Genomic DNA, 25,795 nt, shown 5'->3' with positions numbered 1-25,795 from the left:
AAAAACATTAATAAATCAAATTTAGACAGCCTCTAAGAGGATTTATGTAGGAGGATTTACTAAACTTATGCCTCCACCAAATCACCCGCCTCATCTTTAAGTGATGATTGCCAGGTGTTCACAAAATCGCTTTTGTTTTCCAGTTCTTTTGGGGGCATAGCGGCTATGGCGTATTTGCTTTCTTTGGCATCGTTTACGCCGGCTATAAAGGCCCAGTTACCCCAGTTACTGGCGGGCGAATAGTCTATTAGTTTTTCTTCAAAATAAGTGGCGCCTTTTGTCCAGTCGGCTTTAAGGTCGTTTACCAGGTAGCTTGCCGCAATTTGCCTGCACTGGTTGCAAATGTAGCCGGTGGCATTCAGCTCATGCATGCAGGCATCAATAAACGGAACACCGGTTTTGCCCGCTGTCCATTTTAAAAAGCCTTCTTCACCCGCGGCCGATACCACTGCCTCTTCACCAGCTTTTTTGGCCTGTATAAATTTTTGCCCATGCTTTTTAAACATGAACCTGAAATAATCGCGCCAAAGCAATTCCAGTTTGAGCATAACACCCGGCGTGCTTCCCTCCTGACTATGTTTAAATATTTCCCAATATACCTGCCTTAGCGAGATACAGCCAATTGCTATCCACGGCGATAATTTTGACGAATTATTGATGTTACCACTACGGCCTTTTGATTTAACCGCAAGGTCGGTTTTTGAAAAATATTTATGTAGTTGCAGCAGCGCGGCCGTTTCGCCCCCCTGGAAACAGTTGGTAGCCCGTGGATCATTCACAGGTTCTGTCAATCCTAATTGCTGCAAGGTTGGCAGCTCTCCTGCATCTGTAATTTCGGGTGTGTAAATATGTTCGGGCGTTGGTACACACGGGCGTACATTGCTATCGCGTTCCACCTTCTTTTTAAATACGGCAAAACTATCGGGAATATCTTTTATAGGGAAAGGCAGATCCTCCTTATGGTATAGGGTATGGCCTATAAAATGCTTCAGGTTGAGTCTCATTTTCCAAAGCGCTGTCTCTACCTGCTCTGATATTTCGGTTTCTTCATAAGCCACCTCGCGGTGATGATAAACCTCATTCACCTGGTATTGGGCAGCCAATTGGGGGATTATTTCGGCAGGGTTCCCTATCCTGATGATGAGTTCGGCACCATAACCCTGCAAATTTTTCCGCAAATCGGCAACGGCCTCTAACAGGAAACGAGCCCTGAAGCTACCTGTTTTAAAATTACCCGATGCTGTTTGCTGAAAATAATAGGGATCAAAACAATAAACCGGCAGTACTTTATCTGCCTTGCGTACGGCTTCTAACAAAATTTCGTTATCGTTTATGCGCAAGTCATTTCTAAACCAAACCAGTATCGTTCTATCACTCATCGTTAAACAGGGAGTTAACTGTATTTATGCAGGTTACAAATTTGCAATTTATTTGCCGTTTCTGCACATTTAGCAGCAATATTTGACATCTTTCCAACATTTTCCCGGTTTTTTGCGCCAATTGAGGGGCTTTTTGCAAACGGAACATGCTATGGAGCACCTTTTTGCATACAAAAACTAAATATAAGCTATCTGTACCATTAATCCGAAATCCGCCGCACAAAATGCCGGATATCTGATTAAAACCTACTTATCCGTCTTGATATTAGCTTTGATGACAGAATCCTTTTGAGCGTTTGTGAGCTTATAATTAAAGTGAAACAGTGCTCCCTCAAAATCGCCGTATGATGGGTTAGGGATTACAATATACCGGCTGCCAAATTCCTGCTGCAGCTTTTGCGTTGTTGCCACCCGGCTTTCTTCGGGTGGGTGGTTATCATACAACATATCAAAATCGGGCAGGTTATCGCCGCAAAGCAGCAGTATGTTATGCGTTTTTAACACATTTAACCGGCGGGCCTCTTTGCTTGATGTTGTTGTTTTTAATTGCAGGTGCGCATCGTCGGCATTGGGTAAACCATACAATTGCAAATTTTTTAAGGTTGTTGTCCGCTCGCTCTCGTTACGGTTGGTGATGTAAAATATGGTTATGCCTTTTGATGCCGCGTATTTAAAAAACGCAGGCGCGCCGGGTACGGTATCGGCAATGGCTTTATCCGTCCACCCTTTCCAGGTTGCATCGCTGTAATCCAGGTTCTGTAATGCCCTGGCGACATCATAAGGACTGTTGTCCAGCAAAGTTTCGTCAATATCGGTTACAATGGCCAACGGTTTGCTGCCTGGATTTTTTACACCTTCATCAACCCGCAGCCTGGCTATATTATAGGCCTGGAAACACAAAGCCTTGTACTCCGCTGCCCTTTGCTGCCAGATGGATGCCCATGCTTTACCGCCGTTGGTGATGGAAAGAGCATTACCGGTAGCAGCTTTTTTTGTGGATGCGCAGGCTGTGAGTAGCAGCAGCAGTATTGGGAGTATGTAGCTTTTTTTCATGTAGGGTGATGGTGTATTTGCCGATGCGATAAGAAGTTTAAAAACAGATTGTGTTAAAAACAGATCGTCATTGCGAGGTACGAAGCAATCCCCGATTTACAGAGTAGCTTGGCAAATCCGATCTGTATAGTTTGGGATTGCTTCGTACCTCGCAATGACGATGGGATAAAAAAGCGTATATGACCCGGGGTTAATTACTGCAATTGATTTTACAGCAGCTCCGGCTTAATTTTATCCGTAAACTCTTTGGCAAATTTATTGAGTTTTGGCTGGATAACAAAGGCGCAATACGACTGGCCGGGATTATCGTTAAAATAATTTTGGTGATATGCTTCGGCTTTGTAAAACTTGCTTGCCGGGGTAATTTCGGTAACAATAGGGCTATCAAAAACCTTTTCGTTTGTAAGGGTTTTAATCATGGCTTCTGCAGCGGCTTTTTGTTCATCGGTAGTATAAAATATAGCCGACCGGTATTGTGTGCCCACATCATTACCCTGGCGGTTAAGCGTTGTTGGGTTATGGGTTTTAAAGAAAACCAGCAAAAGTTCATCCAGCGATAGTACATCGGCATCATACTCCAGCGCTATTACCTCGGCATGGCCGGTTGTGCCGGTGCAAACCTGTTTGTAGGTTGGGTTATCCACATGGCCGCCCATGTAACCCGATGTTACTGACAGTACGCCTTTAAGTGATTGAAAAATGGCTTCGGTGCACCAAAAGCAACCGTTGCCGAAAGTTATTTTTTGAATACGTGGGAGCACTTTTTTACTATTGTTTTGTTCCATCTTAACAACCTTTTCAGTATAGTTGATAACTAATATTTTATTTATATTGAGTGTAAATTTACTCCATTTCTACCTATTTGCCGGCTATATAGTTTCATCCCTATGTAAGGATTACATTTCAATCCCCAACCGGGATAATCTATCCTTTAAAATAATTTTGGAGAATCGTGGAAAACGCACTGTTGATATTAGTTATATTTGATAGCTTAACTGCCTTATGCTTAATTGGATTGACAAACACCTTTTTTTTGACGCTATTGCATTAGGGCAAATCATTACTGCGATTTTTGCTGCTTTGATATCAATTATCAGTTTAAATAAGGATTTTCGAGCAAAAACCAAAGTCCTACAGAGAGAAGCGAGAGTTATAAAATATATAATCATTATTTTAACACTTTTATCTATCAGTAATATTTTTGTATCAACTTATGACTCGCATGCTGATAAAAAGGCTTTGAATGATTCATTGGCTGTGTTAAGAAGGAGCAGTGACAGTCTAAGGGCCACATTAAACAAAAATTCAATCAAGCAGTCAAATCTTATAACTATAAGTCAGCGGCAATCAGCGGCAGATTTAAAGATAGCTGCTAATTCTCTACGTGATGCGATTAACGGAAGTGATAGTATTCCAATTATAACATTCGTAAGCTCCTCTTCTAATTCTTTGTTCGCATCTTTAATAAATAATAGCTCCAAACCGATATATAATATATTGGGTCATATTTCTAATTATGATCAGCTAATTGGCTGTAAAATTATCACTATAAAAAAAGTATTTTATATGAGTACTATGTGCATCGATTCGGCTACGCTTCAGTTTGGAGAAGTTCGGTATGTCAGCCCGAAGGGTGCTCTCGATGTACCCTTGCCTTTATTCGAGTCCACCAATAAGAAAACTGTAGCGCGTTATAATGTAAGTATTCGGTTGGCTGGAAAAGACTATGAAGAACAAGTGATTTACAAAATAATTAACAACGTACTTTTTGATGCAGTAAGAGTGATTGAATTTAAAAATAGAAAACCTTTTAAAATTTGGTTTCCTAAAAGAATAAAGCCCTTAAAATTTATTGATTGGAAAAAGGAATTTCCTCTTAACTTGTTTGAGATTCAAAGATATGATTTCAAAAGTTAATCATCCTAATTTTGAGGTATAGCATTATTTGTGGGTAAATTTAGACGGTACAGTATTTGATTATGTCAATTAAATTACTAAACTTAGTGTTTAAACTTACATTTAACCTCAACATTATGAAAATTGCAGTATTAATTGCCCGCATATTGCTGGGCCTCATCTTTGTAGTATTTGGTTTTAATTTCTTTTTTCATTTTATCCCAATGGCGCAGCCTGCCATGTCAGAGAAAGCACAGGCCTTTAGTGGCGGTCTGTTTAATTCCGGTTATTTTTTCCAATACATGAAAGTTATCGAAATTACTTCAGGCATCGGTTTGCTCATCAACCGTTACACTGCTTTGTTTGTGCTTGCCCTTTTTCCTATTTCGTTAAATATTTTCCTTTTTCATACTATGCTGGCTCCTGCAGGCGTCCCAATTGGTTTAACCGTAGTTATTTTAAACCTGTTTTTGGGCATAGCTTACTTTAAATACTATAAAAGTATTTTTACAGCGGTGCCAACTGTGTAAATACATTTTAAGTAGAAACGCCCCGATGCGCTCATCAGGGGCGTTTTTAACAATCAATTTTGATATTTATCGCATCTGGTAAAACACAACTGTTATGTTTAATGATGGATTCCGGTTCAATAAACATCGGCTTTGAACGCTGGCTACGACTCACCCCGGCTACGCTGCGCTGGCCGACCCTCTCTTCGGCTTCGCCGGAAAGAGGGTTGAACTCATTTTTTATTTTTTTTAGCCCCCTCTATGCGACGCAGTCGGAGAGAGGGGTGACGTCCGTTAGCTAACGGATCGTCGGGGTGAGTCGTCGCCGCCATGCGATATACATCATGCTCTCTCAGAAGTGAGCGGGCCTGTTTACAGCTTAATCTTTATCCCCCCGTTCACAACAAAGCCGTCCAAAGGGGCATATATATCTTTAAACACCGGGTTGGTTAGGCTGCCGGTATAAATGGCGTCGAACTTTGTTTGCCGGGTATCGGTCAGGTTCTCAAAATTAATGAACAGGGAAAACCGCTCCCAGATCTTTTCGGCCATCAACCCGGTTGTCCAGTAAGCCCTGCCTGTGGTGCCGTCATTTAAGCGTTGCGGACTAAAATAGTAGGCTTCCAATCCTATCTTTAACTTATTCTCTATTTCATAAACCAGTACGTTGTTCAGCCTGTGTTTAGATACTAAGGGATATACTGCAATGTTGTTGCCGGTATGCTGCGTTACATCTGCCAGCGTATAACCTATAAACAGTTTAAAATCGGCATAGGTTAGCTTCACATTGGTTTCCAATCCTTTGGTGTTCAGGTCGCCGCGGGGTTGCTGGTATTGGAGGTTACCATCCGGCAGCGATGCAAGCAGGATGGGCTTCTCTATCCGCGTATAAAAAAACAATTGATTAATGCTAAAACTCACCTTATCATCAAATAAACCTGTACGGTAATTCAGGTCATAATTGGCGCCATATGATCGTTCGGCGGTGGTGTTTTTAACGTCAACGGGCAATACATTTCTAAACTGGATGCGTTCGGCGTCCTCGGTAAATACGGTAGGCGCTTTATAACCAAGGCCACCACCCAAACGGGTTGAAAAATGCGAATTGATCTTCAGCAAAGCAGATAAGCGGGGCAGGAAAAAAAAGCCGTACCGGTTATGATAATCGCCGCGTAAGCCGCTTTCAACAGTCAGTTTTTGTGTGGCATTCCAGGTGTTTTGTACAAAGCCGCCAATGGTGCTGTAGTTGTAGCTCCTGAGCGGGAAGGTGCTGTTTTTATCCTCGGCAAAGTTTTCTGATAAATAGTTTAACCCTGCAACCCAGTCAGATCTGTCGTTTGTGCGGGAGTAAGTTGCTTCACTATACGTTGAAAACTGAATCCCTGAAAAGCGGTAATCGGGCAGGTTGATAGCCCTGTCGAAATAACTTACACTGTTTTTAAATACCAGCTTTTCCCGTTCATTCAAAGTGCGGTCCAGCTCCGCCTGTGTGCTGTACCTGCCTGTTTTATTTTTTTCATAATAACTGTGCTGCGCGTTGCCGTCGCCCTCAATATAATGCAGGTCGCCGCCAATGCGGTTCTCTACCGTGCTGTTGATGCCTGTTATCAGGGTGGTTTTATCATCCAGGTAAAAAAACAATTTGGGGTTAAACGTAAACCGGTTATACTTTGGGATGGCGGTTAAATCGATATTGGCAGGGTCATAAGCAGTACCATGATTATAGGCAGCAAATATAGTTGCACCCACTTTTTTAAACTTCTGTGCATAAAAACCGCTGGCATCCAAACCCAATGCCGAAGTACCGTTTAACAGGAAGTTGAGTTGTCTTTGATCGATTGGTGTTTTGGATACCAGGTTAACCAGGCCTGCAATAGCGCCGCCGCCATACAGCGTAGAGGACGAGCCTTTGATCACTTCAACCTGTTTCAGATCGAGCGGGGCTATTTGCAGCAAGCCCAGGCCACCCGAAAAGCCGGAGTACAGCGGGAACCCATCCCTTATAATTTGTGTGTACTTACCATCGAGTCCCTGGATACGGATACTGGAATTATTACTGGTTGCCGATGTTTGCTGTGTTTGGATGCCTGTGCTTTCGGCAAGCAGCATGCGGATATCGCCTGGTTTCATGTTGGCTTTTTCGTCCAGTTCCTCGCCCGAAATAACCTCCACCCGGGTAGGAATATTGGCAATGGTACGGCTGCTGCGGGTTGATGATACGGTAACTTCGCCCAGCTCCTCGCCATCTCCCTTGCCTTTAGCCTGGAGCAAAATTATCATGGGAGATGATTGCTGAACCGGAAAAGTTAAGGTATCCAGCCGGGTTTCGTAACCTATATAACTAAACCGGATAACCTGCTTGCCTGCGGGTATATTTGTTAAGGTAATTAAACCGGCAGCATCGGTAGTAGCCCCTTTATTAATTCCCTGTATTATGGCTGTTGCACCAATCAGGGTTTCGTTAGTTTTCGCGTCTTTAATAATTGCCTTAAGCGTATCCTGGGCATACGCCATAGCGGTATATAAAAATGCCGTAAAAAGCACTATGATTTTTTTCATGAATATGGGAATTTGTATAACTGTTTGGCCTCACCTAAATCCTCTCCAAAGGAGAGGACTTTTACCTGCATGGCATTTAAAATTTTATTTTTTTTGAACCCTCTCCTTTGGAGAGGGCAGGGTGAGGCTTAATACAAAACAATCAGCTGCTTAGCTGTAATGGTGGCTTGTATTAACTTATCTGCGGGGGTTGCCAGATGGAAAGGGCAACATCTTCGGTATATGGCCTGTTATAAGCAATAACATGCTTAACGGGTATGGTAGGCAATAAAAACGAGGTGTGGTCGATAGCTTTGGTAACGGTAAACCCGGTACATGAGCCGCATGCAAAAAATGGCGAACAACCCTGGCAATCTTTCTCTTTGGGCGATGATTTGGCCGGGGTGTTTTTCGCAATAGCGTTTTTGATGCTACAATCATTATCGGCACAACATGGCTTTGCCGTAAGCAGCAGCACAATGATGGCAGATATATAGCAAAGGAACTTCATTGGGGCAAAGGTAAATAATTTAGCGATAGGTGAAAGCCACGTAAGCAGGATGATTTTATTTAATAGATGAAGTCCTTGTTCCTTTATCCTTTAATCCATACTCCTATCCTTTAATCCATACTCCAATAATGGCATTCCCTGCGGGCCGCGCTTTACGCTCATACGCGCACAAGGCCTTATCCGTTAGCTAACGGAGGTATCCGCTGCAATCGCTAATGCATTTGTCTGAACCGGAATTTTCAGAATTTTAGAATGTACAGAATTTCATCTGAACCGGAATTAAACGAATTTTTAGAATTTGTAGAATTTGCTTTTAAATTCTGTTAATTCTTTAATTCGTTTAATTCCGGTTCAGACAAAAGCGTTAGGGACAGCAGTGGATACCCGCCGCGCGATGGCACTGCGCGTAGGCCGCGCTTAATGCCTTGTGTGCGTATGAACGGATGGCCCGGCCGCAGGCAACGCCATCATTATTCAGATAAAAACTATTTACTCATTTGTATTAATTATGATTATCTTTTGACTTTTATCACGTTTTTTACTACGATATTACTTGTCCCAAGGAAGTTTATGAAACACCCCATCTGCACTATAGAAATAGCAGAAGCTGCCAACCGCAGCTTCGAGTGGGAAGTGCGCAATTTTTTGCGTGCATGGGTGTATAACCATGAGGATAAAACGCTGCTCCAGTTTGATCAGCCATTGGATGAGTACCTGGCCAATGATGCCTTGCGGGATTTCTTTTTGAATACGCGACATCCAATCCAGCGGTTGTTAAAAAACCGTCCCATCGCCTGCCACCTGGGCCGACGTGCACGTTCTGTTTATTTTGACCCCATCAGCGGCGATCCATTATTGGCACCCACGGAGCAACGGATTTATAACCTTGCCCGCAGGATGGATAGCGAACGGATGCATATTCCGTTCCGCTCGGTTCATCCTTACAAGCAGACTGAAGCGGGCGATACCGCGGATATCAGCACCTATCCCCCCGATTCAGGACAAATTCGGTATAACAGCGGCAATCATTTTAGCAGCCGCCCGGCAAACGGGAATGTATTTGACGAAAACAGTAAGCGCTGCACGGCAAAATCAGCAGGTAACCTACACGTGCTTTTCAAACGTGGATTTTTGGAAGAGCGCTTACAGGATGTTAAAGTGCTTACAGCCGCCATGCATGAGGCGGGTGAATCACAGCCGCAATTTTTTGTGATCTACAGCAGGCATTCGCCGGAAGAGGGGCATTTTGGAACATCCCTGGTGATCATGGACCCGGCAAATCCCGACTTCCCCCGGCGCGTTATGGTTTGCGATACCCTGCTCAAGGAACTGCCCCATCACCCGCGCTGGTGGAATCATTTTATTGCCGAATATTCGCATGTATTTGGCGAGGCGATAGCAGAGATTGTAGAAGATCTTTCGCACCCGCTACAAAAGGTAAATATTAAAGGCGATAACCCTTATCGCCATGATTGGGACTGCCCCTACTACGCCACCAGCATGGCCAATGCCCTGGCCGACCTGGTAAAAAACAACCCGGAACTCGCGTTAACCGGAAGCACCTATGACATCCACAGCGCGATGAAAGCCATAATGCAGGATTACTACCACCCGGATCTCGAAATTAAAGACAGGCCGGGCATTCAACACGCCAACCGCTTAAAGCGCTGGAAAAGCGGACGGGAATTAATTAAGGATCTGGTGAGTGAGATTAGCAGGAAATCGTCGTATGAGTTGTAGGTGGTTTGTCCTTGAAATATTGATACATATCTTCTTTTACTTTCAATTTAATATTAATAAATATGTATTAACACTAACTAATTTTCTAAATGTTGTTTCGTTAACCAAGCCTCAAACTCACTTTCGACGTCTTTCATAGCTGTTTTATCACATGATTTCTCTATAACAGTTTCAATCGTTTCATAGTTATCCAAATCAAATAACTCAACATCTCTTTTTAATAAATTATTAAATAAAGGTTTCAGTTTGCCCGTATCCTGTAAATACAAAATGAAATACCTTGAGAGTGCATCCCTATATAAATTAAAATAATTTTTAAAAAAATCATCTAAAACCATATCAATATGAGTGCTTTCATTTTGATAAATGGAAGGATTCCACTTTTTTATATAATTAATAGCCTTCTGCTTCATTAAATTTGTTTCTGTTGGAGTTGGCTCGAATTCAGAATTATTAATTAAATCAAGAATTGAGTAATTAAAAAGATTTGCCTGAAGTATCGAAAGGCGCCAATTATTTCTTCCGATTAAAACTTTATCATTAAATTGCGATTCCTCATATAATTCTGCCAATCCCTCTTCAAACCAATGAGGCGTACTACTAAATTTTGATTTTAGCAATAAATGTATAAGTTCATGCTTAATTGAACCAACACTATTGGCATCTGCAATCCAGGCAGTTATACAATTGTCAAATCTGTTTGAATACCCCAGAATGTCAAAATCTATGACGATGCCGTACATTTTATTTATAATTGCTTTCAAGTCTGGGAGTTTAGTGGCTAAATTAATGACCACTAGCTCATCTGAAGATTCAAAGGCATAGTTGGTGTTATAAAACTCTAATACTTTTTGCATATTCTCCCCTACCTTTGAAAGATTAATTGGATTTTTCTTAGCTGAGATTATCAAAAAGTTTTGTGTTACAAAATATTTTGTTCCCACCCCATATCTATTAATGGCTCTTTTAATTCCTAACGCATCATTCTTTTTGCATCTTTTGCTAACTAAGTTATCCACAATCTCATTACTTAAATTACTAATTGAGTCATTTTTGAAAGTCGATTCCTCGGCAGTTTTCTCAACAGCACTAATAGTAATTTTGTTAAAATTTGGCTTGTTTAAAAATCCACCATGTATTATATGATAACTTTTAAACTCTGCGAAGACCCCTCCTGGTTTTCGTCTATCTATATATTGACTATTCTTAATTTTAGCAATTAAATCGTTATTTAAAATAGAATTGGAGTTGCAGATTGAGGAAAATCCTTCTTTCATTAATGCTATATCATTGCGACTAATTCCCTTATAATAATCATCTAAAATTAGTGCAGAAATTTTGCAGGCCTTTTCTTTTTTTGATGGATTCATACAGATACTGGTAAGTATCATGTAGTCAAGTGCAGGGATACCTTTGCCATTCAGCGTTTCCCTATACTTTTTACCCATACTAATCACTTCCTCATACTTTCCACAGCGRTATTTGTCTATTATAAGCTTCATTTGATTTTGGCCAAAAGAAACGCTGTAGGAGCTTATTAGTATTAAAATACTTATGCAAAACTTCATTGGTTCATAATTCTTTATATAGTGAATCTAAAATTTCCTTTTTCCTGCGGTTAACCGTTTTTCTTTTTTCCAATTCAGATTTATTAGTGATAGGTAAATTAATCGGGTTTGCTATTGTATCCAATGATAAATCCGGTATATATATCGGAGAATCAATTACACTTAAATTTGTCTTGGAAAATACTGAAATAGAAATTAGTACTATTCCTAAAAATGATAAGATAATACCAGGAGAAGATGAAACTAACTTAACGTTCAACTTTTCGTTACCTGCTCCAATTTCGGTGTGCTTTTCGGAATATTTGCTTAGAATAAAAATTGCTCCAATAATTGACAATGTGATTCCAGTTAAAAAGGAAAGAGAAATAATTAAGATCCTGCTTCTCACAATTAATCTTGCATGATAATATCTATTACTTAATGCAAATTGTTCTAAAGTGTACAGGTTATCCCATTTTTTTTCATTTAGTGAGTTGTTTTTTAGCGTGATACTTTCCTGGAAAATTGGAGGCTTTGCCAATGCATTTTGAATATCGTTAGTCTCTAAGAAGAAAAAAACCAAGTAAACCACAGCTAACAGAGAAATAACTGTAATTAAAAATGGCATTAATTTGGCTTGGAAATCTTTAATATCCATTGGAGCAATTTTGATAAGTCTAGGTTTAACTGATGATAAATTTAAAACAATAATATGTAATATACAAATAATTGACAATGTGATATTTAAAATATTTTAAGACACTTATTTTTAGCCATGTAAAATAACGAAATATCAAATCGAATGAAAAAGAATAGGTAAGGTTAATGTTATTGAAAGAGTTAAATTCCAAAACAACTACCCCACAAAAAAGCCCCCAATCACATCGGGGGCTTCTTTATTAATTAGTTTTCCTGGCATCCTGCATCGGGTTACTGCCCGGTGTTGAGCCTCTGGGCACTGCTTGTTGCTTGAACAGCTCGAACCTGCTTGGGGCGTACTCCCTTGGCCAGCTGTTGTTGGCCTCGTCTGTATCGGCCGTTTGGCGGTATGGGTCGAGCCTGATTGATTTTACTTCTTTGGTTTTGGCAAACACCTTGCTCACCTTAAATTCGTTTTTACGCCATATGTAAGCCGGGATATTGTCTATCTCCGTGGTACCATCGGCATAGGTCCACTCAATAATGATGGGGCTCACCAGGCCGCCTTTGTTGCTGAAGGTAAGCTCGTAAAAATAGCTTTTGCTATCGTACAGTTTCTTCTCGTCGGGAGTTAAGCCGCTGTACATATCCTGGTAGCTTTTAGTGGTCATTGGCGTTGCCGCGAAACGGTCCCATTTGGTATAAAAATCCTGCAATGCGGTATCGGCCTCCACAGCAAAGCGGGTTCCGGCTGCTTTGTTACGGGTGGTGCTGATGTTCTCGAGATTATGCTCAAATGCGGCGCGGTCTGTAGCGCCTTCAACAGCCGGGTTTTTGGTATTTAAACGGTAGTATTTTACGCTATCCAATGATACATCCACCGGCTCGGTTCCGTAAAACCATCCGCGCCAAAACCAGTCAAGGTCAACAGCCGAGGCATCTTCCATGGTACGGAACAGGTCTTCGGGTGTTGGGTGCTTAAAGGCCCAGCGTTTGGCGTAGGTTTTAAAAGCATAGTCAAAAAGCTCGCGCCCCATTACGGTTTCGCGCAGTATGTTTAAGGCTGTTGCAGGTTTTGCGTAAGCATTGGGACCAAACATGATAATGTTTTCGGAGTTGGTCATGATAGGCTCCAGCTGGTTCTTTGGCATCTTCATGTAATCCACTATCTTGTAAGCCGGCCCACGTGACGATGGGAATTTAGGGTCCCACTCCTGCTCGGCCATGTACTGGCAAAAGGTGTTCAGGCCTTCGTCCATCCAGGTCCACTGGCGCTCATCGGAGTTTACAATCATGGGGAAAAAGTTGTGGCCAACCTCGTGGATGATAACGCCTATCATCCCGTTCTTGGTAGCCTCGCTGTAAGTACCATCCTTTTCGGCCCTGCCAAAGTTAAAGCAGATCATCGGGTACTCCATACCGTTTGCGGCCTCAACAGAAATAGCAACCGGGTAAGGGTAAGGGATAGTATGTTTTGAATAGGCGCGTAAGGTATGCGCAACAACCTTGGTTGAATATTTGCGGTAAAGCGGATAAGCCTCGGGACCATAGTACGACATTGCCATTACCTTTTTACCGCCCTCTATCTGGGTACTCATGGCATCCCATACTATCCGGCGTGATGATACCCACGCAAAATCACGCACGTTTTCGGCATGGAAAGCCCATGTTTTGCGGGCGGCTGCATGGCCTTTCATGGTGTTTTTTACCTCCTCTAAATTTACAACCTCAACCGGCGAGGTTGCAGACTGGGCCGCGTTCCAGCGTTTTAGCTGGGCGGCAGTTAATGTTTGCGCGTAGTTTGAACATTGACCTGTACCACCCACCACATGATCGGCAGGTACGTTAATGTTCACTTTAAAATCGCCAAAGGTTAAGGCAAACTCACCGCTGCCAATAAATTGCTTATTTTGCCATCCCTGGAAATCGCTGTAAACAGCCATCCTTGGGTACCATTGCGTCATGGTATACAGGTAATTGTTGTCCTCGGGAAAATACTCGTAACCGCCGCGACCGCCAATGGTCATCCTGTCGGATATATTATACCACCAGTTAACCTTAAACTTAAATTTTTGCCCATGCTGCAAAGCTACCGGCAATTCAATGCGCATCATGGTTTCGTTAATGGTAAAGCTAAGCGCACGGCCATTAACATCCTTTACGCTTTCAATATGGTTACCCAGGTCAAGCTGGGTGCCCATGATGCCCTGCAACTGGCGAATGCTCATTTTGCCCTGCATTTTGCTTTCATTCATTTTTGAAGCTTCCCCATCTTTTTTATGCTGATTTTCATCAAGCTGCAGCCACAGGTAAGTAAGTGCATCGGGCGAGTTGTTGGTATAGGTTATTGTTTCCGATCCATCCAAACGCTGCTTATCATCGTTAAGGGTGGCGTTGATGTCGTAATCGGCTTTTTGCTGCCAATATTGCGGACCAGGTGCGCCGGATGCCGAGCGATAACCGTTTGGCGTGCTTAGCATGGTGCCCAACTGCTCAAAACGATTACCGTGATTGGAGCCGGGGTTGTTGTCGTGTTGTGCCCATGATGCCGAAGCCAGCATCAGGCATGAAAATAGAGCCGGGTAAAATTTATTCATCTGAATTTAATTAGAAAAAAACGTTCGATACACATTATAAAAGCAATTCCAAATATAGCCGACGAGAGGAACAGTGTCCAGTCACGCCCTGGTGTTTTGGTAAATTTGATAAGCAAATAAGAGATAAGTAACGCAGATATTACAATTAAAACCTGCCCAAACTCAAGCCCAAGGTTAAAAGCGAACAGCTGCGCCGCAATATTACTGCTGCTGCCCAACAAACTTTTAAGGTAGTTGGAGAAACCCATGCCATGGATGAGCCCAAAAAATAAGGCTAAAAAATAGTTAAGCCGCATGGTATTGGCTGTGCGCTTTTTATTGAGCACATTAACCAAACTGGTAAAAACAATAGTAACCGGAATAAGGAACTCAATAAGCGAAGTATTGATGCGAATGACATTTAACACACTTAAAGCCAGTGTGATAGAGTGCCCAATAGTGAATGCTGTAACCAATACCAGCACCTTGCGCCAGTCGGCAAGCAGGTAGGTACCGCATAGTACGGTTACAAATAAAATATGGTCGTACCCCTCCCAGTTGCAGATGTGTTGCCATCCCAACTGGAAGTATAATGAAAAGTCAGTCATTGAGTTAATTCGCAATTGCGAATAAAAATAACGTTTTTTGTCGAAAATAAAATACCCGTGCGATACGGTCCGTTTATAGCACGCAGGTTATAGCAGGCGCCTGCGGAGCCAGGAAGCTATACGGTTATTGCTATAAACACCTGAGCCCGATGGGGTCGGATTGTGGTCTGAGGAATTTACTAAGAGGCTGTTTAAAAATAAAAAACTGGTCGTCAAAATCCGTGGACTCTGAAAGGGGAAATGACGTATATCGCATGGCTGCGAGTCGACTCACCCCGACGAGGCTACGCCCGTCTGCCCCTCTCTCCAACTGCGTTGCATAGAGGGGCAATAAAACAAAATTAAGCTTCACCCTCTTTGCGGCACAGCCGGAGAGAGGGTCGGCCAGCATAGCGTAGCCGGGGTGAGTCGTGGCCGGCGTTTAAGCCAATGTTTGTGTAAAACCAAACATGTCATGGGTAGCCTGTCGAAGCATAGTGGGCAAAGGTCTCTGCGCATGAGTCTTCGACAGGCTCAGGACTGATAGACCTTTACACCTTGAAAGACGAATAAGTCACAGGTAGGTACGAAGCAATGACAGTCTTTATCTATTTTTAAACAACCCCTAAGGATTAGCAATAATACTTAGGTAAGCATAGCAAGCTCCGTTAGGAGCTACGTGTTTATAGAAAGAATGAAAAGTGTGTTGGCTCCGTAGGTGCCTCCTCTGCATCTGCTACGCCTTGTTATCGTTTAAAATTGAACTATTGTCAATATATGTTAAAAATATTCATCATAAGCTGGTTTAGCTTTTTCCACCCCTTTTTTGTAAGCGTTACCACCATTAACCACAATGCCAAAAACCAAAGCGTTGAAGTAAGCTGCCGTATTTTTTACGACGACCTGGAACGCACCATCGAAAAACAATACAAAACGCCTGTTGATATTGTACACCCGAAGGATAAAGCCAAAATGAACCAGATGCTTAACGATTACATTAAAAAGCATTTGCTCATTAAGGCCGACAGCAAAGCGCTTAATTTAAGCTATGTTGGTTACGAGATACAGGAAGATGCCGCCTGGATTTATTTTGAAGTGAAAGGCATCAGCAAAGTGAAAAAAATTGATGTTCATGACGATATCCTTTTCAGCGAACATGCCGAGCAGATCAATATGCTGCACGTAACGGTGGCCGGTGAGCGAAAGAGCACTAAGTTGGATAATCCGGATAGTGACGCGGCGTTTGAATTTTAAATCAGATGTGCAGATTTCAGATTTCAAATGTGCAGATGATGCACTGCAGATGTGCAAATTATAGATTTCAGATGTGCAGATGATGTTTTGATTGATTTAACATGATAAAACTGTTTGTCATGTAACGTAGTGAACATCTATTCGTAGACTATCCAGGGCGAAGAGGTGTGGCTGAGAACAGATCCTTCGCTATCGGTATCTATGACGTATTAGGTTTAAACGTGGCAATCGGCTTTGAATGCAGGCAACGACTCATCCCGGCTGCTCCGCCAGTCGGCGGATGGCCACCCCTTCAACTTCGTTGGAAAGAGGGTTTAAAACATTTTCATTGATTTTTCAAATCCCCTCTATGCGCGAAGCGGAGAGAGGGGTGACGAGCGCAGCGATGTCGGGGTGAGTCGATTATGCGCCATGCAAAAACGTCATTCCGTCTTTCTGAGTTCCTGGATTTAATTACCCAGGACGACAAAAGGCCTAATACTCCCATCCTCTTTCAAATAGTATATTTTTTTTGTAACATAGCACTGTGTCCCCACATCTAACTAAACAAAAAACTTAAATACAAAAAAACCGGCCGGCACAAACCATAACCAACAAACTGCCATGTTCGGCAAATCATTAAAAAACAGCATGAAAAAAATATTTATAGCACTTACAGGTTTAGTATTGCTGGTTTCGGCGTGTAGCCAAAGGCAGCCACAGCAAAATAATGTAACTATTGAAAACAACACCACTGCCGGTTTCGACGTAAATAAGCTTGCCCAGTTTGTTAAAACCAGCACCGATCCGCAAACGCTGGAGAAAGCTATTAATAACCCTGCTAACCAGATAAATAACCTGGACCTGGATAAGGATGGCAATATTGATTACCTGAAGGTACAGGAAGCCGATAATAACAACCTTAAGGTAATTGATGACGTTAGCAATTCCGAATCGGTAACGGTTGCCAGTATCAAGGTTGGCCCTACGGACAATAACAATACTGCCGATATGAGTATACAGGGTAACCCAAGCTATGCGGGATATAATAACTATTACCATTCCTCATTTTCGTTAACCGATGTACTGATATTAAGCTACTTTTTACGCCCGCATAGCTATTATATGCCTATGTACCATTACGGGTACTATCCATCGTATTATACCCGCACCCGTACTTACACTGCCTTCAGGCCCACCACCTCGTCGGCAATGTCGTCAAGAAGCAGCAGCCGGAGCAGCTTAAGCCAGCCCACACGGTCGCAAAGATCGTTCGGTTCCCGCAATTCAAACAGCAGGGTAAGGAGCGGCGGATTTGGCGGCAGCAGATCAAACGGCAGCAGATCAAGCTTTGGGCGCAGCCGCGGCGGATTTGGCCGCAGGCGCTAAAATCATCTCCATATATCTAAATTTTTATAGATTTTTATTCACAAACTTTACAGAAAACCGTTCTGAACTGTAGATATGGCTATCCAATTAAGAAAAAATACCGTTTTATCCGACGATAATAAAAAAACGTTTAAGGCAATCGTCCTTTTAAACGAAATGATAAATGGCAACCACCAGTTTAGCGGCAGCGCTCATGGTGACGATGCCGCGCTGCAGCCTTTATTTACCCAACTTGTTGCCAACGGCTATATCATTACCTCGGGCTCCGGCTACCGGGTTAGTTCAAAGGGCCGGGGTGTGTTTGATACCTTTATGAAGCGTTATACCGAATACCTGAAGGTTTATGATGTTTTTTCATTTGTAGATCTTGAAAAAGGCGAATTCGCTTTCGACAGCTATTTTGATTTTGATACCGATGATGCCTGGTTTGATTTCACCAACGACGAACGATTTGACGACCTGCGTATTGCCGTAGCCATGTTTAAAAAGGCAGATCCTGCAGAAATTGTGTTTATGTCGTTCATCAATGAAAACAGGTTTGATACAACTGCGGCCGGCTGGCAAAATGATTTGATGGTAGATGATGCCTGGAACGAAATAGAAGAAATTTGCAATACCGCCATAAAACCCGAAGACGTGGGCAAAGATGCCATGGTAGATATGATAAACCAGGGATCGGAGCTGATGATAAGGCTCATGGAGGAAGAAGAAAAACAAAATAGCAACAGCAATAACGGCGGCGGCGGTGGCACTACTACTACCGTTGTTGAAGAAGAAACAATAACATATTACGAGCCGTATTATGATCCGTATTACATATCGCCAATATGGCTTGTACCTTTGTTTATTTGGTAATTAAGGGGTTCAATTGCTCATTGATCTTAGTAGTGTTATGACGGATAGTCTTTAGCCGAAAGTCTTAAGTTCTTAAGTCAAAAGAGAATAGATCTAACTTTTGACTCAAGACTTGGTACTATTAACTTAACATTAGCTAACCATAGCAATTTAAAAGTTACTATATGTGTTGGTTTTCCCTAAAGGGGGAAACCATTATTTCAGCCTTTTCAACATATGTTTACCGCCATCCCCATACAAAGTAAGGTTGGCTTTTCCTGTAGTATCCGGTAAAAACTCAAGCTCGTAAGGAAGCTCCTTCAAAAAAAACCTTGTTGCCGATTGAGCATATAATTGTTTTTTAATGTCGCCACTTACCCGTACAAACAAACGCCCGTCTTCCATAAAGATAGTTAATCCTCGTTTTGGCGCCAACTCAAATTCGCCGATATAGGTTTGCAGCATTTCTACAGGTACGGTTACTATCTTTTTAACATTGGTTTTATATAAGCCGTTAAAGCCGTAAACTTTTGCAACACTATTTACCACCTCGGTCAATATATCGCCCCTGGCGCTGTTAACCATAACTGCTACACCATTACCGGCTTCCATACTTCCAAAATACTTGGCACAAAAACCGGCATCAACCCCATCATGGCTAAAATACAAAGTGCTGTCATCCCTGGTAACAAAAACGCCCAAAGCCACATCCTTACTTACATAAGGCGTGAACATCGTCTTCACGCTGGCGTGATTTAATACCTTAACCGATTTGCCTGCATAAGCCTTCTGCATTTCGATGATGAATTTCGCAAGATCGGTTGGGTTTGTCCACAAACCGGCGGCAGCCTGCTCCGTGTAAATATGGAATTTACCGGGAATAGGGTTACCGTACAGGTTGTACGCGGTTGCCAAAAGGGATGCATTGGCATCGTTTGGTGGTTGGCTAAAGGTGCTACCAGTCATACCCAAGGGTGTTAGCACTTCTTTTTTCATATAAGTTGCATAATCCGTGTGCGTTACGTCAGTCACTATCAGCTGCGATATCATAGTACCACCACCCGAATATTCAAATTTTAAACCCGGCTCATACATCGAACGTATGAGCGGGGTATTGGCGGGTTTCTCGCCGTTAAGCACCTGAACTAACGTTGGCAGCGGTTGCCCTTGCAGGTATCCGCCAAAGCCATGTAAATTTAACCCGGCGCTATGGCTAAGCAAGTTGGCCAGGGTTATCTTTTTTCCCTTTGATAAACTATCATAAGGGAATTTCCAGCTGGTTAAATAGTTGTTAATATCGCTATACAGATCGAGTTTTTTACCCTGCACCAATTTAAGTACCCCTACGGCATTTAACGATTTACTGATAGATCCCGCCTGGAAAAGCGTTTGGGTAGTTACCGGTGTTTTAGCGCTGTCATTTGCAAAGCCATATCCTTTAGCCCAAATTACCCGATAGTTTTGGATAACCGCTATGCTTAGCCCTGGTACTTTGTAATAAATCATGCGTTCTGTAATGGTCCATGGCGCTTCACCCTCAATTTGTATCGGGGCAAACAAACCCGTTTCTACCTGTTTTATTTTTGCTGCAGCATTGGGTTGGGCAATCACATCCCCCACCACTAAAACCAATATAAGAATCAGTAAATTCTGTAAATTCTTCATAGCATAAGTTCTAATTACAAAGCGAAAATAGAATTTAATTTTGAATTTATAATAAAAACAAAATATAATTCTAAAATATGGATAAAATCAATAACAAATCAAAACAAAAGAGATGTAACTAAATATACAGACTCTTAAAGAACACCTCATTAATTTGAACGTTTTAGACATATTGCTGTCAGATCTTATTTCTTCTAAACCTTCCTATAACATGGGTAAATGGCGTATTTTTCACCCAAAATGCGATTTTATTGAAAATCTGGCGTTTTACTGAAAAACATAACACACTGACTATCAGTACAAAAGTGTTCCATTCCCTGTTTTACCAAAACTTAAATCGCTGACAATCAACACCAAGGCGTTCCACACCGTTCCAGTGCGTTCCACCGCTCCGGTGGAACGGTCAATCAGCTGCCAGGTCCTGAAATAGCTTTACCCTTTTGGTTATTAGTCCTGTGACTAGTTTACATCATCAATCTAATGTCATCTCTACATTATTAATTGGAATATCGGGAAAAGTCGATATATATTTGTCACATGGATCAGTTGGAGATTTTTAAAGCATTATCGAACAAAGCCAGGTTGCAAATATTGCAATGGCTTAAAGAACCCGAAAAAAGTTTCCCCGAACAGGAAGGCGGTTTTGAAAACGGGGTTTGCGTGGGACAAATCCAGCATAAATCAGGGCTCACCCAGTCTACCATTTCCGAATATTTAGCCCTCATGCAGCGTACCGGCCTGGTTACCGCTACTCGCGTTGGCCAATGGACCTATTACAAACGCAATGAAGAAGCATTTGCAGCCCTGAGCAAACTGGTTGAATCGGAATTATAATCAAGCATTTACCATCTAAATACATATACAATGAGCACTAACAGCACTTTGTTCAGGCCGTTTAGCCTGAAATCATTAAATATCAAAAACCGCATAGTAATGGCGCCTATGACACGTTCATTTTCGCCCAACGGAGTACCAACTGACGGCGTTGCAGCTTATTACCGCAAACGTGCCGAAGGCGAAGTGGGTTTAATTTTATCTGAAGGCACTGTAATTGACCGCGTTTCATCGTCAAACGATGCCAACATACCACATTTTTATGGCGAACAGGCATTGGCCGGCTGGCAAAATGTAATTGAGGGTGTACATGGCGCCGGTGGCGCTATGGCGCCACAGATCTGGCACATGGGCATAATGGACAACCATCATTCGGGCTGGGTTCCGTCACAGCCATTTGAAGGGCCATCAGGTTTAAACAAGCCGGGCAATTACAATGGCAATACCATGACCGATGCTGATATTGCCGATACCATTGCCGCGTTTGGCCGTGCAGCTGCCGACGCCAAAAGGTTAGGTTTTGATTGCGTGGAGATCCATGGCGCCCATGGTTATTTGATAGACCAGTTTTTTTGGGATGCTACCAACAAACGTACCGATATATACGGTGGTAAAACCCTGGCCGAGCGTAGCCGTTTTGCGGTTGAAGTAATTAAAGAAGTAAGGAAACAGGTTGGTGATGATTTTGCCACTATCATCCGCCTATCACAATGGAAACCTGCTGAATATAATAACCTGCTGGCTAAAACCCCACAGGAACTGGAAGCATGGTTAAACCCTTTGGCCAATGCCGGTGTAGATATTTTCCATTGCTCGCAACGCCGTTTCTGGGAAACCGATTTTGAAGGATCGGACTTGAACTTTGCCGGATGGGCAAAAAAGGTAACCGGTAAAGCAACAATCACCGTTGGTTCGGTTGGGCTTGATGGCGAATTCCTTAGCGCATTTGCAGGTGCAAGCTCAAACCCAAGCTCATTAGATGAATTATTACGCCGTATGGACCGGGGCGATTTTGACCTGGTAGCCGTTGGCCGCCCATTATTGGCCGATCCTCATTGGGTACAAAAGATCCGCGAAGAACGTACAAATGAATTGAAAGGCTTTAGCAAAGAGGCTTTGATGGAGTTAGTATAATTTAAGAATAAGTCGTGCCGGATTTACTTCGGCACGACTTATTTTTAATATAACTATCCCTTATAAACCCCAAACATTTGCTCAATAGCCTTCTCCCTAAAGGCGAATATTTTGTTAACCTCTTTCCCTACATAAACGCTATTGACTATCTGCCCGATAACACCATATGGGATGGCGTAATGTAAAATATCATTCATCTGCACACCGCCTTTTATCTCTTTAAAATGGTGCTGGTGATGCCACATTGCATAGGGGCCAAAGCGCTGCTCATCCACAAAGTATTGTTTGGCGGACACGTGCGTAATCTCGGTCATCCAATTCATTTTGATGCCCAACAGGGGCGATATCTTGTAGGTGATGATCATCCCGGTGTACACCTTTGCATCCGCGGCATAATCAGATGTTATTACAAACCCCATCCCGGGCGGCGTTATCTTAGCCAGGTTAACCGGCGACGAAAAAAAACTCCAGGCCTCGTCCAAACTGATGGGTATCTTTTGTTCGGCTTTTAAAACGTATGTTTTCACTGACGAATCGACAAATTAAATACTCATTTATTTTACCTTATCTTTCAGTAGTGCCAATTGGCAAATCGCGCCTTGACCATTCACTCCATGAACCAACATACAATTTAGGGCCGGTAATACCTGCATATTCCATACCCAAAAGCGTATGGCAGGCCGTAACACCCGATCCGCAGTGAACAATGATATCCTCATGAGTTACATTGTCAATCGCTTCATCATAAATTTTACGCAGGGCCTCGGCAGGCAGATATTTACCGTCAACATCAAGGTTAGTAATATAAGGCAGGTTGTATGCACCGGGGATGTGGCCTGCTATCAGGTCGAGCGGTTCGGTCTGGCCTAAATAACGCGGGCTTTCACGTACATCAATAACAATCCGGCCCGGGTCATGTGCTGCAGCGCCAACCTCATCAATAACAACTGTACCCTGGTACCCACCGGCTATAGGATATGGATCAACCGCTGTTGGTGTATATTCTTCTGTACTTAGTTCAATATCGGCGTTTACAGCAGCTTGCAGGCCGCCATTCAATACCTGTACATGTTGATGACCAATAGCTTTCAGCATCCACCAGAAACGGGCGCCGCCAAAAGCCGCAGCCTTATCATCGTACACAACAACATGACTATCGGGTGTTATACCTAATTTGCCCAGCAGGGCCGCAAAATCAATAATATCGGGTAAAGGGTGCCTGCCGCCGATAGCAGCATTGGTAACCGGGGCTGCCAGATCCCTATCCAGGTCAACATAAGCAGCATTTTTAAGGTGGCCGGCGAGGTAGCGGTCATGGGTATCTTTCCCGGCGCGGGCATCGATAAGTATAGTGTTCGGGCCGGCGATAGCCGGATCGTTAATTTCAATTAGTGGCGACATAGTTTTTTCGATCTGTAGTAAAGACCAAATATAAATACACCACTTTGTGTTTTACGCTTTTTACTGCACTATTTTATTGGCGCAGTAGGAGCTTGCAAAAGCCTCGGGTTTAGCCTTAAATACAAAGCCCATGCTCAGGATATAACCCATTGCCTCGTGCAGCGCCTGGTTGGATTTAAACATTGGGTTGGTATTAATGTCGGCATGTACCTCCAGTTCCACATCATACAGGTCGAGCAAATCGCAAAGCTTGTAAGCAATGTCGATGGATTTTTGCACCTCGCTCAGCATCCGTTCCTTGATGCTCATTTTTTGCGACGTTCGCTCCTGGTGAATAAACATAAAAGCGCCGCGCTGCTCGCGCACAAAAACAATAACTGTAGCAAAATCAGTTACGGTGCCCTTAACCTGCGAATCGGTTCCGATACATACTTTAAGCTTGTTACCAAGGTTGGCTTCGCGTTCAATTGCCCTTTCAACCTCTTCCATAATGGGCGATTGGATCACCTCACCGCTGAACTTTCTCCAGGTCATAAAAATTGTTTTAAGTTAATTTTAGCCGACCCACTTTATAGGTCTATAAAAATAAGCGATAAGGTTCCATATAAACGTAAACTGACTGTAATTTATTTGTTAACATTTAGCTGAATATCAACATATAAGGGAATTTTTTAACACGACTTAGGGATTGGGCAGGATTTACAGGATTATGCGCAGAAAATGCCTGACCCTGAATTTATCGAATTAATGAATTTTTAGAATTTATCGGCTCCCCAAATACAAGTAAAAATTCCAGAAATTCGATAAATTCCGAACAAAAGAGAAAATTTATTTATGAAGTAGAAACAACAGGAAAGGACATCATCTGCACATCAAAAAATCCTGTAAATCCTGCCCAATTCCGTAATCGTGTTTAATCCTGTAATCGTGCCCTAATCATATTCTCCGCCTCAAGCACCAGCTCTTCAACGGACCGCCCCGCGGGTTCAATTGGTGAAAGCACCTCCCAGGTCATTGCCGTAAAAGTATTGAGTGGGTACTGCCCGTATTGGATCATTTTCCAGGAATTTTTTATGGCGATAGGTACCAGCAGGGCTTCGGGGCATTTTTTTAGTATGGTGGCTATTCCGCCAACCTGGAATGTTTTTACGGTACCATCGGTTGAGCGGGTACCCTCAGGAAATATCACTGCCGACCATTTATTCTCCTTCATTCGCTGGGCCAGTTTTACAATTTCGCCGATGGATTGCCGGCCGTCTTTACGGTCAATATTAGCACCGCCGCCATGCCTCAAGTTGTAGGATATAGAGGGTATACCCTTGGTAAGCTCAATTTTTGATATAAACTTAGCGTGATATTTGCGCAGGTACCAGATGAGGGGTGGTATATCAAGCAGCCCCTGGTGATTGGCCAGAAAAATGATAGGCCGCCCAAGCGGCAGGTTTTGTTTATTTATAAAGGTAACTGTATTCCCTAACAGGTATATCGAGCGAAAAAGGAACAGATTCAGGATATCAACCGACCTTTTATGTGCCGAATAACCAAAAAAACGAAAGCACACCCACTGTATAGGTTGAAATATAATAAGTACCAGTAAAAACATCCCGGTAGCTATCGGGGTAAGGAAATAGCCTAAAAATTTTTTCATTCGACAGGCAAATTTAGGTTATTTTGTGAAATCCTATGGGTCTATATCTGGTTTTCTGTGATCATTAATTGCACTTTTAGCACCGCAGCAACCGTCATAGCGTCAGTGATCACTCCATCGCAAACCATCTGGTATACCTGGGCAAAGGGCACCTTCTTTATAATCAGCTGCTCGGTGTCTTCCGGCTCGGCTTCAAACTGGGCCAGGTCACGGGCTACGTATAAAATGCTAAGCTCGTCGCTTACGGAGTTACTCAGGTGCAGGCGCTGGATTTCGGTCCATCGGCTGGCTTTCAGGCCGGTTTCTTCCAACAGTTCGCGTTTGGCAGATTCCAGCGGATCGGTGCCTTCCGGACCGCCGCCTTCGGGCATTTCCCAGCTGTATTGGTTCAGTACAAAACGATATTGGCCCACCAGGTAGGTGTTCAAATCGTCGTCCAGCGGTAAAACGCCGATGGCCAGGTTTTTAAAATGCACCTTGCCATAAATACCAGGGTTGCCCGATGGATTGATCACCTGGTACTCTGTTACGTTTATCCAGGGGTTATCATATATGGCTTTTTCGGAGGTTATTTTCCAGGGATTGTCTTCGGGGTGATGCATGGGGGAAAAATAGCTTTTTTTGGATTAAGGATAAAGGATTTTGAGATAAAAGATAATCAGACCGATAAGGTGTTCGCTTT

24 protein-coding genes are annotated in these 25,795 nt (G+C 42.7%); 8 read left to right on the top strand and 16 right to left on the bottom strand.

The features are described from left to right. Window positions 1-65: 65 nt before the first annotated feature. From AC1DO4_RS14915 to msrA, 4 genes are all read right to left on the bottom strand, one after another. Entirely contained in the window at window positions 66-1,379 is a 1,314-nt protein-coding gene (locus AC1DO4_RS14915; protein ID WP_477417128.1) for a DASH family cryptochrome, read from the bottom strand. 69 nt (window positions 1,380-1,448) lie between these two features. Next, window positions 1,449-1,553 carry a DUF2256 domain-containing protein gene (locus AC1DO4_RS14910; protein WP_477402267.1) on the bottom strand — a complete coding sequence of 35 codons (105 nt, stop codon included), beginning with the start codon at window positions 1,551-1,553 and terminating at the stop codon, window positions 1,449-1,451. Window positions 1,554-1,625: 72 nt separating this feature from the next. Next, the gene (locus tag AC1DO4_RS14905; RefSeq protein ID WP_477417126.1) at window positions 1,626-2,432 is read right to left on the bottom strand and encodes a 5'-nucleotidase, lipoprotein e(P4) family; all 807 of its coding nucleotides are present in this window, start codon (window positions 2,430-2,432) and stop codon (window positions 1,626-1,628) included. A gap of 209 nt (window positions 2,433-2,641) precedes the next feature. Continuing rightward, complete coding sequence (gene msrA, locus AC1DO4_RS14900; RefSeq protein WP_477417124.1) at window positions 2,642-3,217, bottom strand: peptide-methionine (S)-S-oxide reductase MsrA; 576 nt, start codon at window positions 3,215-3,217, stop codon at window positions 2,642-2,644. A 217-nt stretch (window positions 3,218-3,434) separates the two neighbouring features. On the opposite strand from msrA, the gene AC1DO4_RS14895 reads away from it, so the two are divergent. Both AC1DO4_RS14895 and AC1DO4_RS14890 read left to right on the top strand, forming a co-directional pair. Next, window positions 3,435-4,349 (top strand): hypothetical protein, encoded by a 915-nt coding sequence (locus tag AC1DO4_RS14895; RefSeq protein WP_477417122.1) that lies wholly within the window; start codon window positions 3,435-3,437, stop codon window positions 4,347-4,349. 116 nt (window positions 4,350-4,465) lie between these two features. Beyond that, window positions 4,466-4,858, top strand: coding sequence for a DoxX family membrane protein (locus AC1DO4_RS14890; RefSeq protein WP_477417120.1), 393 nt, complete (start codon window positions 4,466-4,468; stop codon window positions 4,856-4,858). Between the two features lie 351 nt (window positions 4,859-5,209). On the opposite strand, the gene AC1DO4_RS14885 is transcribed toward AC1DO4_RS14890, so the two are convergent. Continuing rightward, entirely contained in the window at window positions 5,210-7,396 is a 2,187-nt protein-coding gene (locus AC1DO4_RS14885) for a TonB-dependent receptor (protein WP_477417118.1), read from the bottom strand. A 172-nt stretch (window positions 7,397-7,568) separates the two neighbouring features. Then, the gene (locus AC1DO4_RS14880; RefSeq protein WP_477417116.1) at window positions 7,569-7,886 is read right to left on the bottom strand and encodes a DUF6660 family protein; all 318 of its coding nucleotides are present in this window, start codon (window positions 7,884-7,886) and stop codon (window positions 7,569-7,571) included. Between the two features lie 570 nt (window positions 7,887-8,456). On the opposite strand from AC1DO4_RS14880, the gene AC1DO4_RS14875 reads away from it, so the two are divergent. Continuing rightward, entirely contained in the window at window positions 8,457-9,626 is a 1,170-nt protein-coding gene (locus AC1DO4_RS14875; protein ID WP_477417114.1) for a hypothetical protein, read from the top strand. A gap of 77 nt (window positions 9,627-9,703) precedes the next feature. Here AC1DO4_RS14875 and AC1DO4_RS14870 read toward each other — a convergent pair whose 3' ends face one another. The 4 genes from AC1DO4_RS14870 to AC1DO4_RS14855 all read right to left on the bottom strand — a co-directional run bounded on the left by AC1DO4_RS14870 (window position 9,704) and on the right by AC1DO4_RS14855 (window position 14,996). After that, entirely contained in the window at window positions 9,704-11,128 is a 1,425-nt protein-coding gene (locus tag AC1DO4_RS14870; RefSeq protein ID WP_477417112.1) for a hypothetical protein, read from the bottom strand. A gap of 70 nt (window positions 11,129-11,198) precedes the next feature. Then, the gene (locus tag AC1DO4_RS14865) at window positions 11,199-11,831 is read right to left on the bottom strand and encodes a hypothetical protein (protein ID WP_477417110.1); all 633 of its coding nucleotides are present in this window, start codon (window positions 11,829-11,831) and stop codon (window positions 11,199-11,201) included. A gap of 241 nt (window positions 11,832-12,072) precedes the next feature. After that, window positions 12,073-14,409, bottom strand: a complete 2,337-nt coding sequence (locus AC1DO4_RS14860) for a M1 family metallopeptidase (RefSeq protein WP_477417108.1) — start codon at window positions 14,407-14,409, stop codon at window positions 12,073-12,075. Then, window positions 14,406-14,996 carry a HupE/UreJ family protein gene (locus AC1DO4_RS14855; RefSeq protein ID WP_477417106.1) on the bottom strand — a complete coding sequence of 197 codons (591 nt, stop codon included), beginning with the start codon at window positions 14,994-14,996 and terminating at the stop codon, window positions 14,406-14,408. The genes AC1DO4_RS14860 and AC1DO4_RS14855 overlap by 4 nt, the downstream gene beginning before the upstream one ends. Window positions 14,997-15,752: 756 nt before the next feature. Between AC1DO4_RS14855 and AC1DO4_RS14850 the strand changes: the two genes are divergently transcribed. From AC1DO4_RS14850 to AC1DO4_RS14840, 3 genes are all read left to right on the top strand, one after another. Beyond that, complete coding sequence (locus AC1DO4_RS14850; RefSeq protein WP_477417104.1) at window positions 15,753-16,229, top strand: DUF6702 family protein; 477 nt, start codon at window positions 15,753-15,755, stop codon at window positions 16,227-16,229. Between the two features lie 630 nt (window positions 16,230-16,859). After that, the gene (locus tag AC1DO4_RS14845) at window positions 16,860-17,597 is read left to right on the top strand and encodes a hypothetical protein (RefSeq protein WP_477417102.1); all 738 of its coding nucleotides are present in this window, start codon (window positions 16,860-16,862) and stop codon (window positions 17,595-17,597) included. A 75-nt stretch (window positions 17,598-17,672) separates the two neighbouring features. After that, a complete protein-coding gene (locus tag AC1DO4_RS14840; RefSeq protein WP_477417100.1) occupies window positions 17,673-18,452 on the top strand; it encodes a hypothetical protein in 780 nt (259 codons plus the stop codon). A 195-nt stretch (window positions 18,453-18,647) separates the two neighbouring features. Here the strand turns inward: AC1DO4_RS14840 and AC1DO4_RS14835 are convergent, their stop codons facing one another. Then, complete coding sequence (locus tag AC1DO4_RS14835; protein ID WP_477417098.1) at window positions 18,648-20,096, bottom strand: serine hydrolase; 1,449 nt, start codon at window positions 20,094-20,096, stop codon at window positions 18,648-18,650. A 537-nt stretch (window positions 20,097-20,633) separates the two neighbouring features. Here AC1DO4_RS14835 and AC1DO4_RS14830 point away from each other — a divergent pair. Continuing rightward, window positions 20,634-20,930: an ArsR/SmtB family transcription factor gene (locus tag AC1DO4_RS14830; protein ID WP_477407208.1), complete on the top strand. Its 297-nt coding sequence runs from the start codon at window positions 20,634-20,636 to the stop codon at window positions 20,928-20,930. A gap of 30 nt (window positions 20,931-20,960) precedes the next feature. After that, window positions 20,961-22,064, top strand: a complete 1,104-nt coding sequence (locus AC1DO4_RS14825) for an NADH:flavin oxidoreductase (protein ID WP_477417095.1) — start codon at window positions 20,961-20,963, stop codon at window positions 22,062-22,064. Window positions 22,065-22,117: 53 nt separating this feature from the next. On the opposite strand, the gene AC1DO4_RS14820 is transcribed toward AC1DO4_RS14825, so the two are convergent. The 5 genes from AC1DO4_RS14820 to AC1DO4_RS14800 form a co-directional block, all read right to left on the bottom strand. Beyond that, window positions 22,118-22,591: an SRPBCC family protein gene (locus tag AC1DO4_RS14820; protein WP_477417093.1), complete on the bottom strand. Its 474-nt coding sequence runs from the start codon at window positions 22,589-22,591 to the stop codon at window positions 22,118-22,120. A gap of 37 nt (window positions 22,592-22,628) precedes the next feature. Beyond that, on the bottom strand, window positions 22,629-23,465 hold the full coding sequence (locus AC1DO4_RS14815; protein WP_477417091.1) for a sulfurtransferase: 837 nt from the start codon (window positions 23,463-23,465) through the stop codon (window positions 22,629-22,631). A 60-nt stretch (window positions 23,466-23,525) separates the two neighbouring features. Further along, window positions 23,526-23,999: a ribonuclease H-like YkuK family protein gene (locus AC1DO4_RS14810; RefSeq protein ID WP_295717807.1), complete on the bottom strand. Its 474-nt coding sequence runs from the start codon at window positions 23,997-23,999 to the stop codon at window positions 23,526-23,528. Between the two features lie 379 nt (window positions 24,000-24,378). Further along, a complete protein-coding gene (locus AC1DO4_RS14805; RefSeq protein ID WP_477417089.1) occupies window positions 24,379-25,113 on the bottom strand; it encodes a lysophospholipid acyltransferase family protein in 735 nt (244 codons plus the stop codon). Window positions 25,114-25,154: 41 nt separating this feature from the next. Next, window positions 25,155-25,715: an NUDIX domain-containing protein gene (locus tag AC1DO4_RS14800; RefSeq protein WP_477417087.1), complete on the bottom strand. Its 561-nt coding sequence runs from the start codon at window positions 25,713-25,715 to the stop codon at window positions 25,155-25,157. Window positions 25,716-25,795 lie beyond the last annotated feature (80 nt).

The organism is Mucilaginibacter sp. P5_A6 (genome assembly GCF_056400585.1).
The sequence above is the reverse complement of the archived record's forward strand: the minus strand, read 5'-3'. Positions and strand labels throughout refer to the sequence as shown.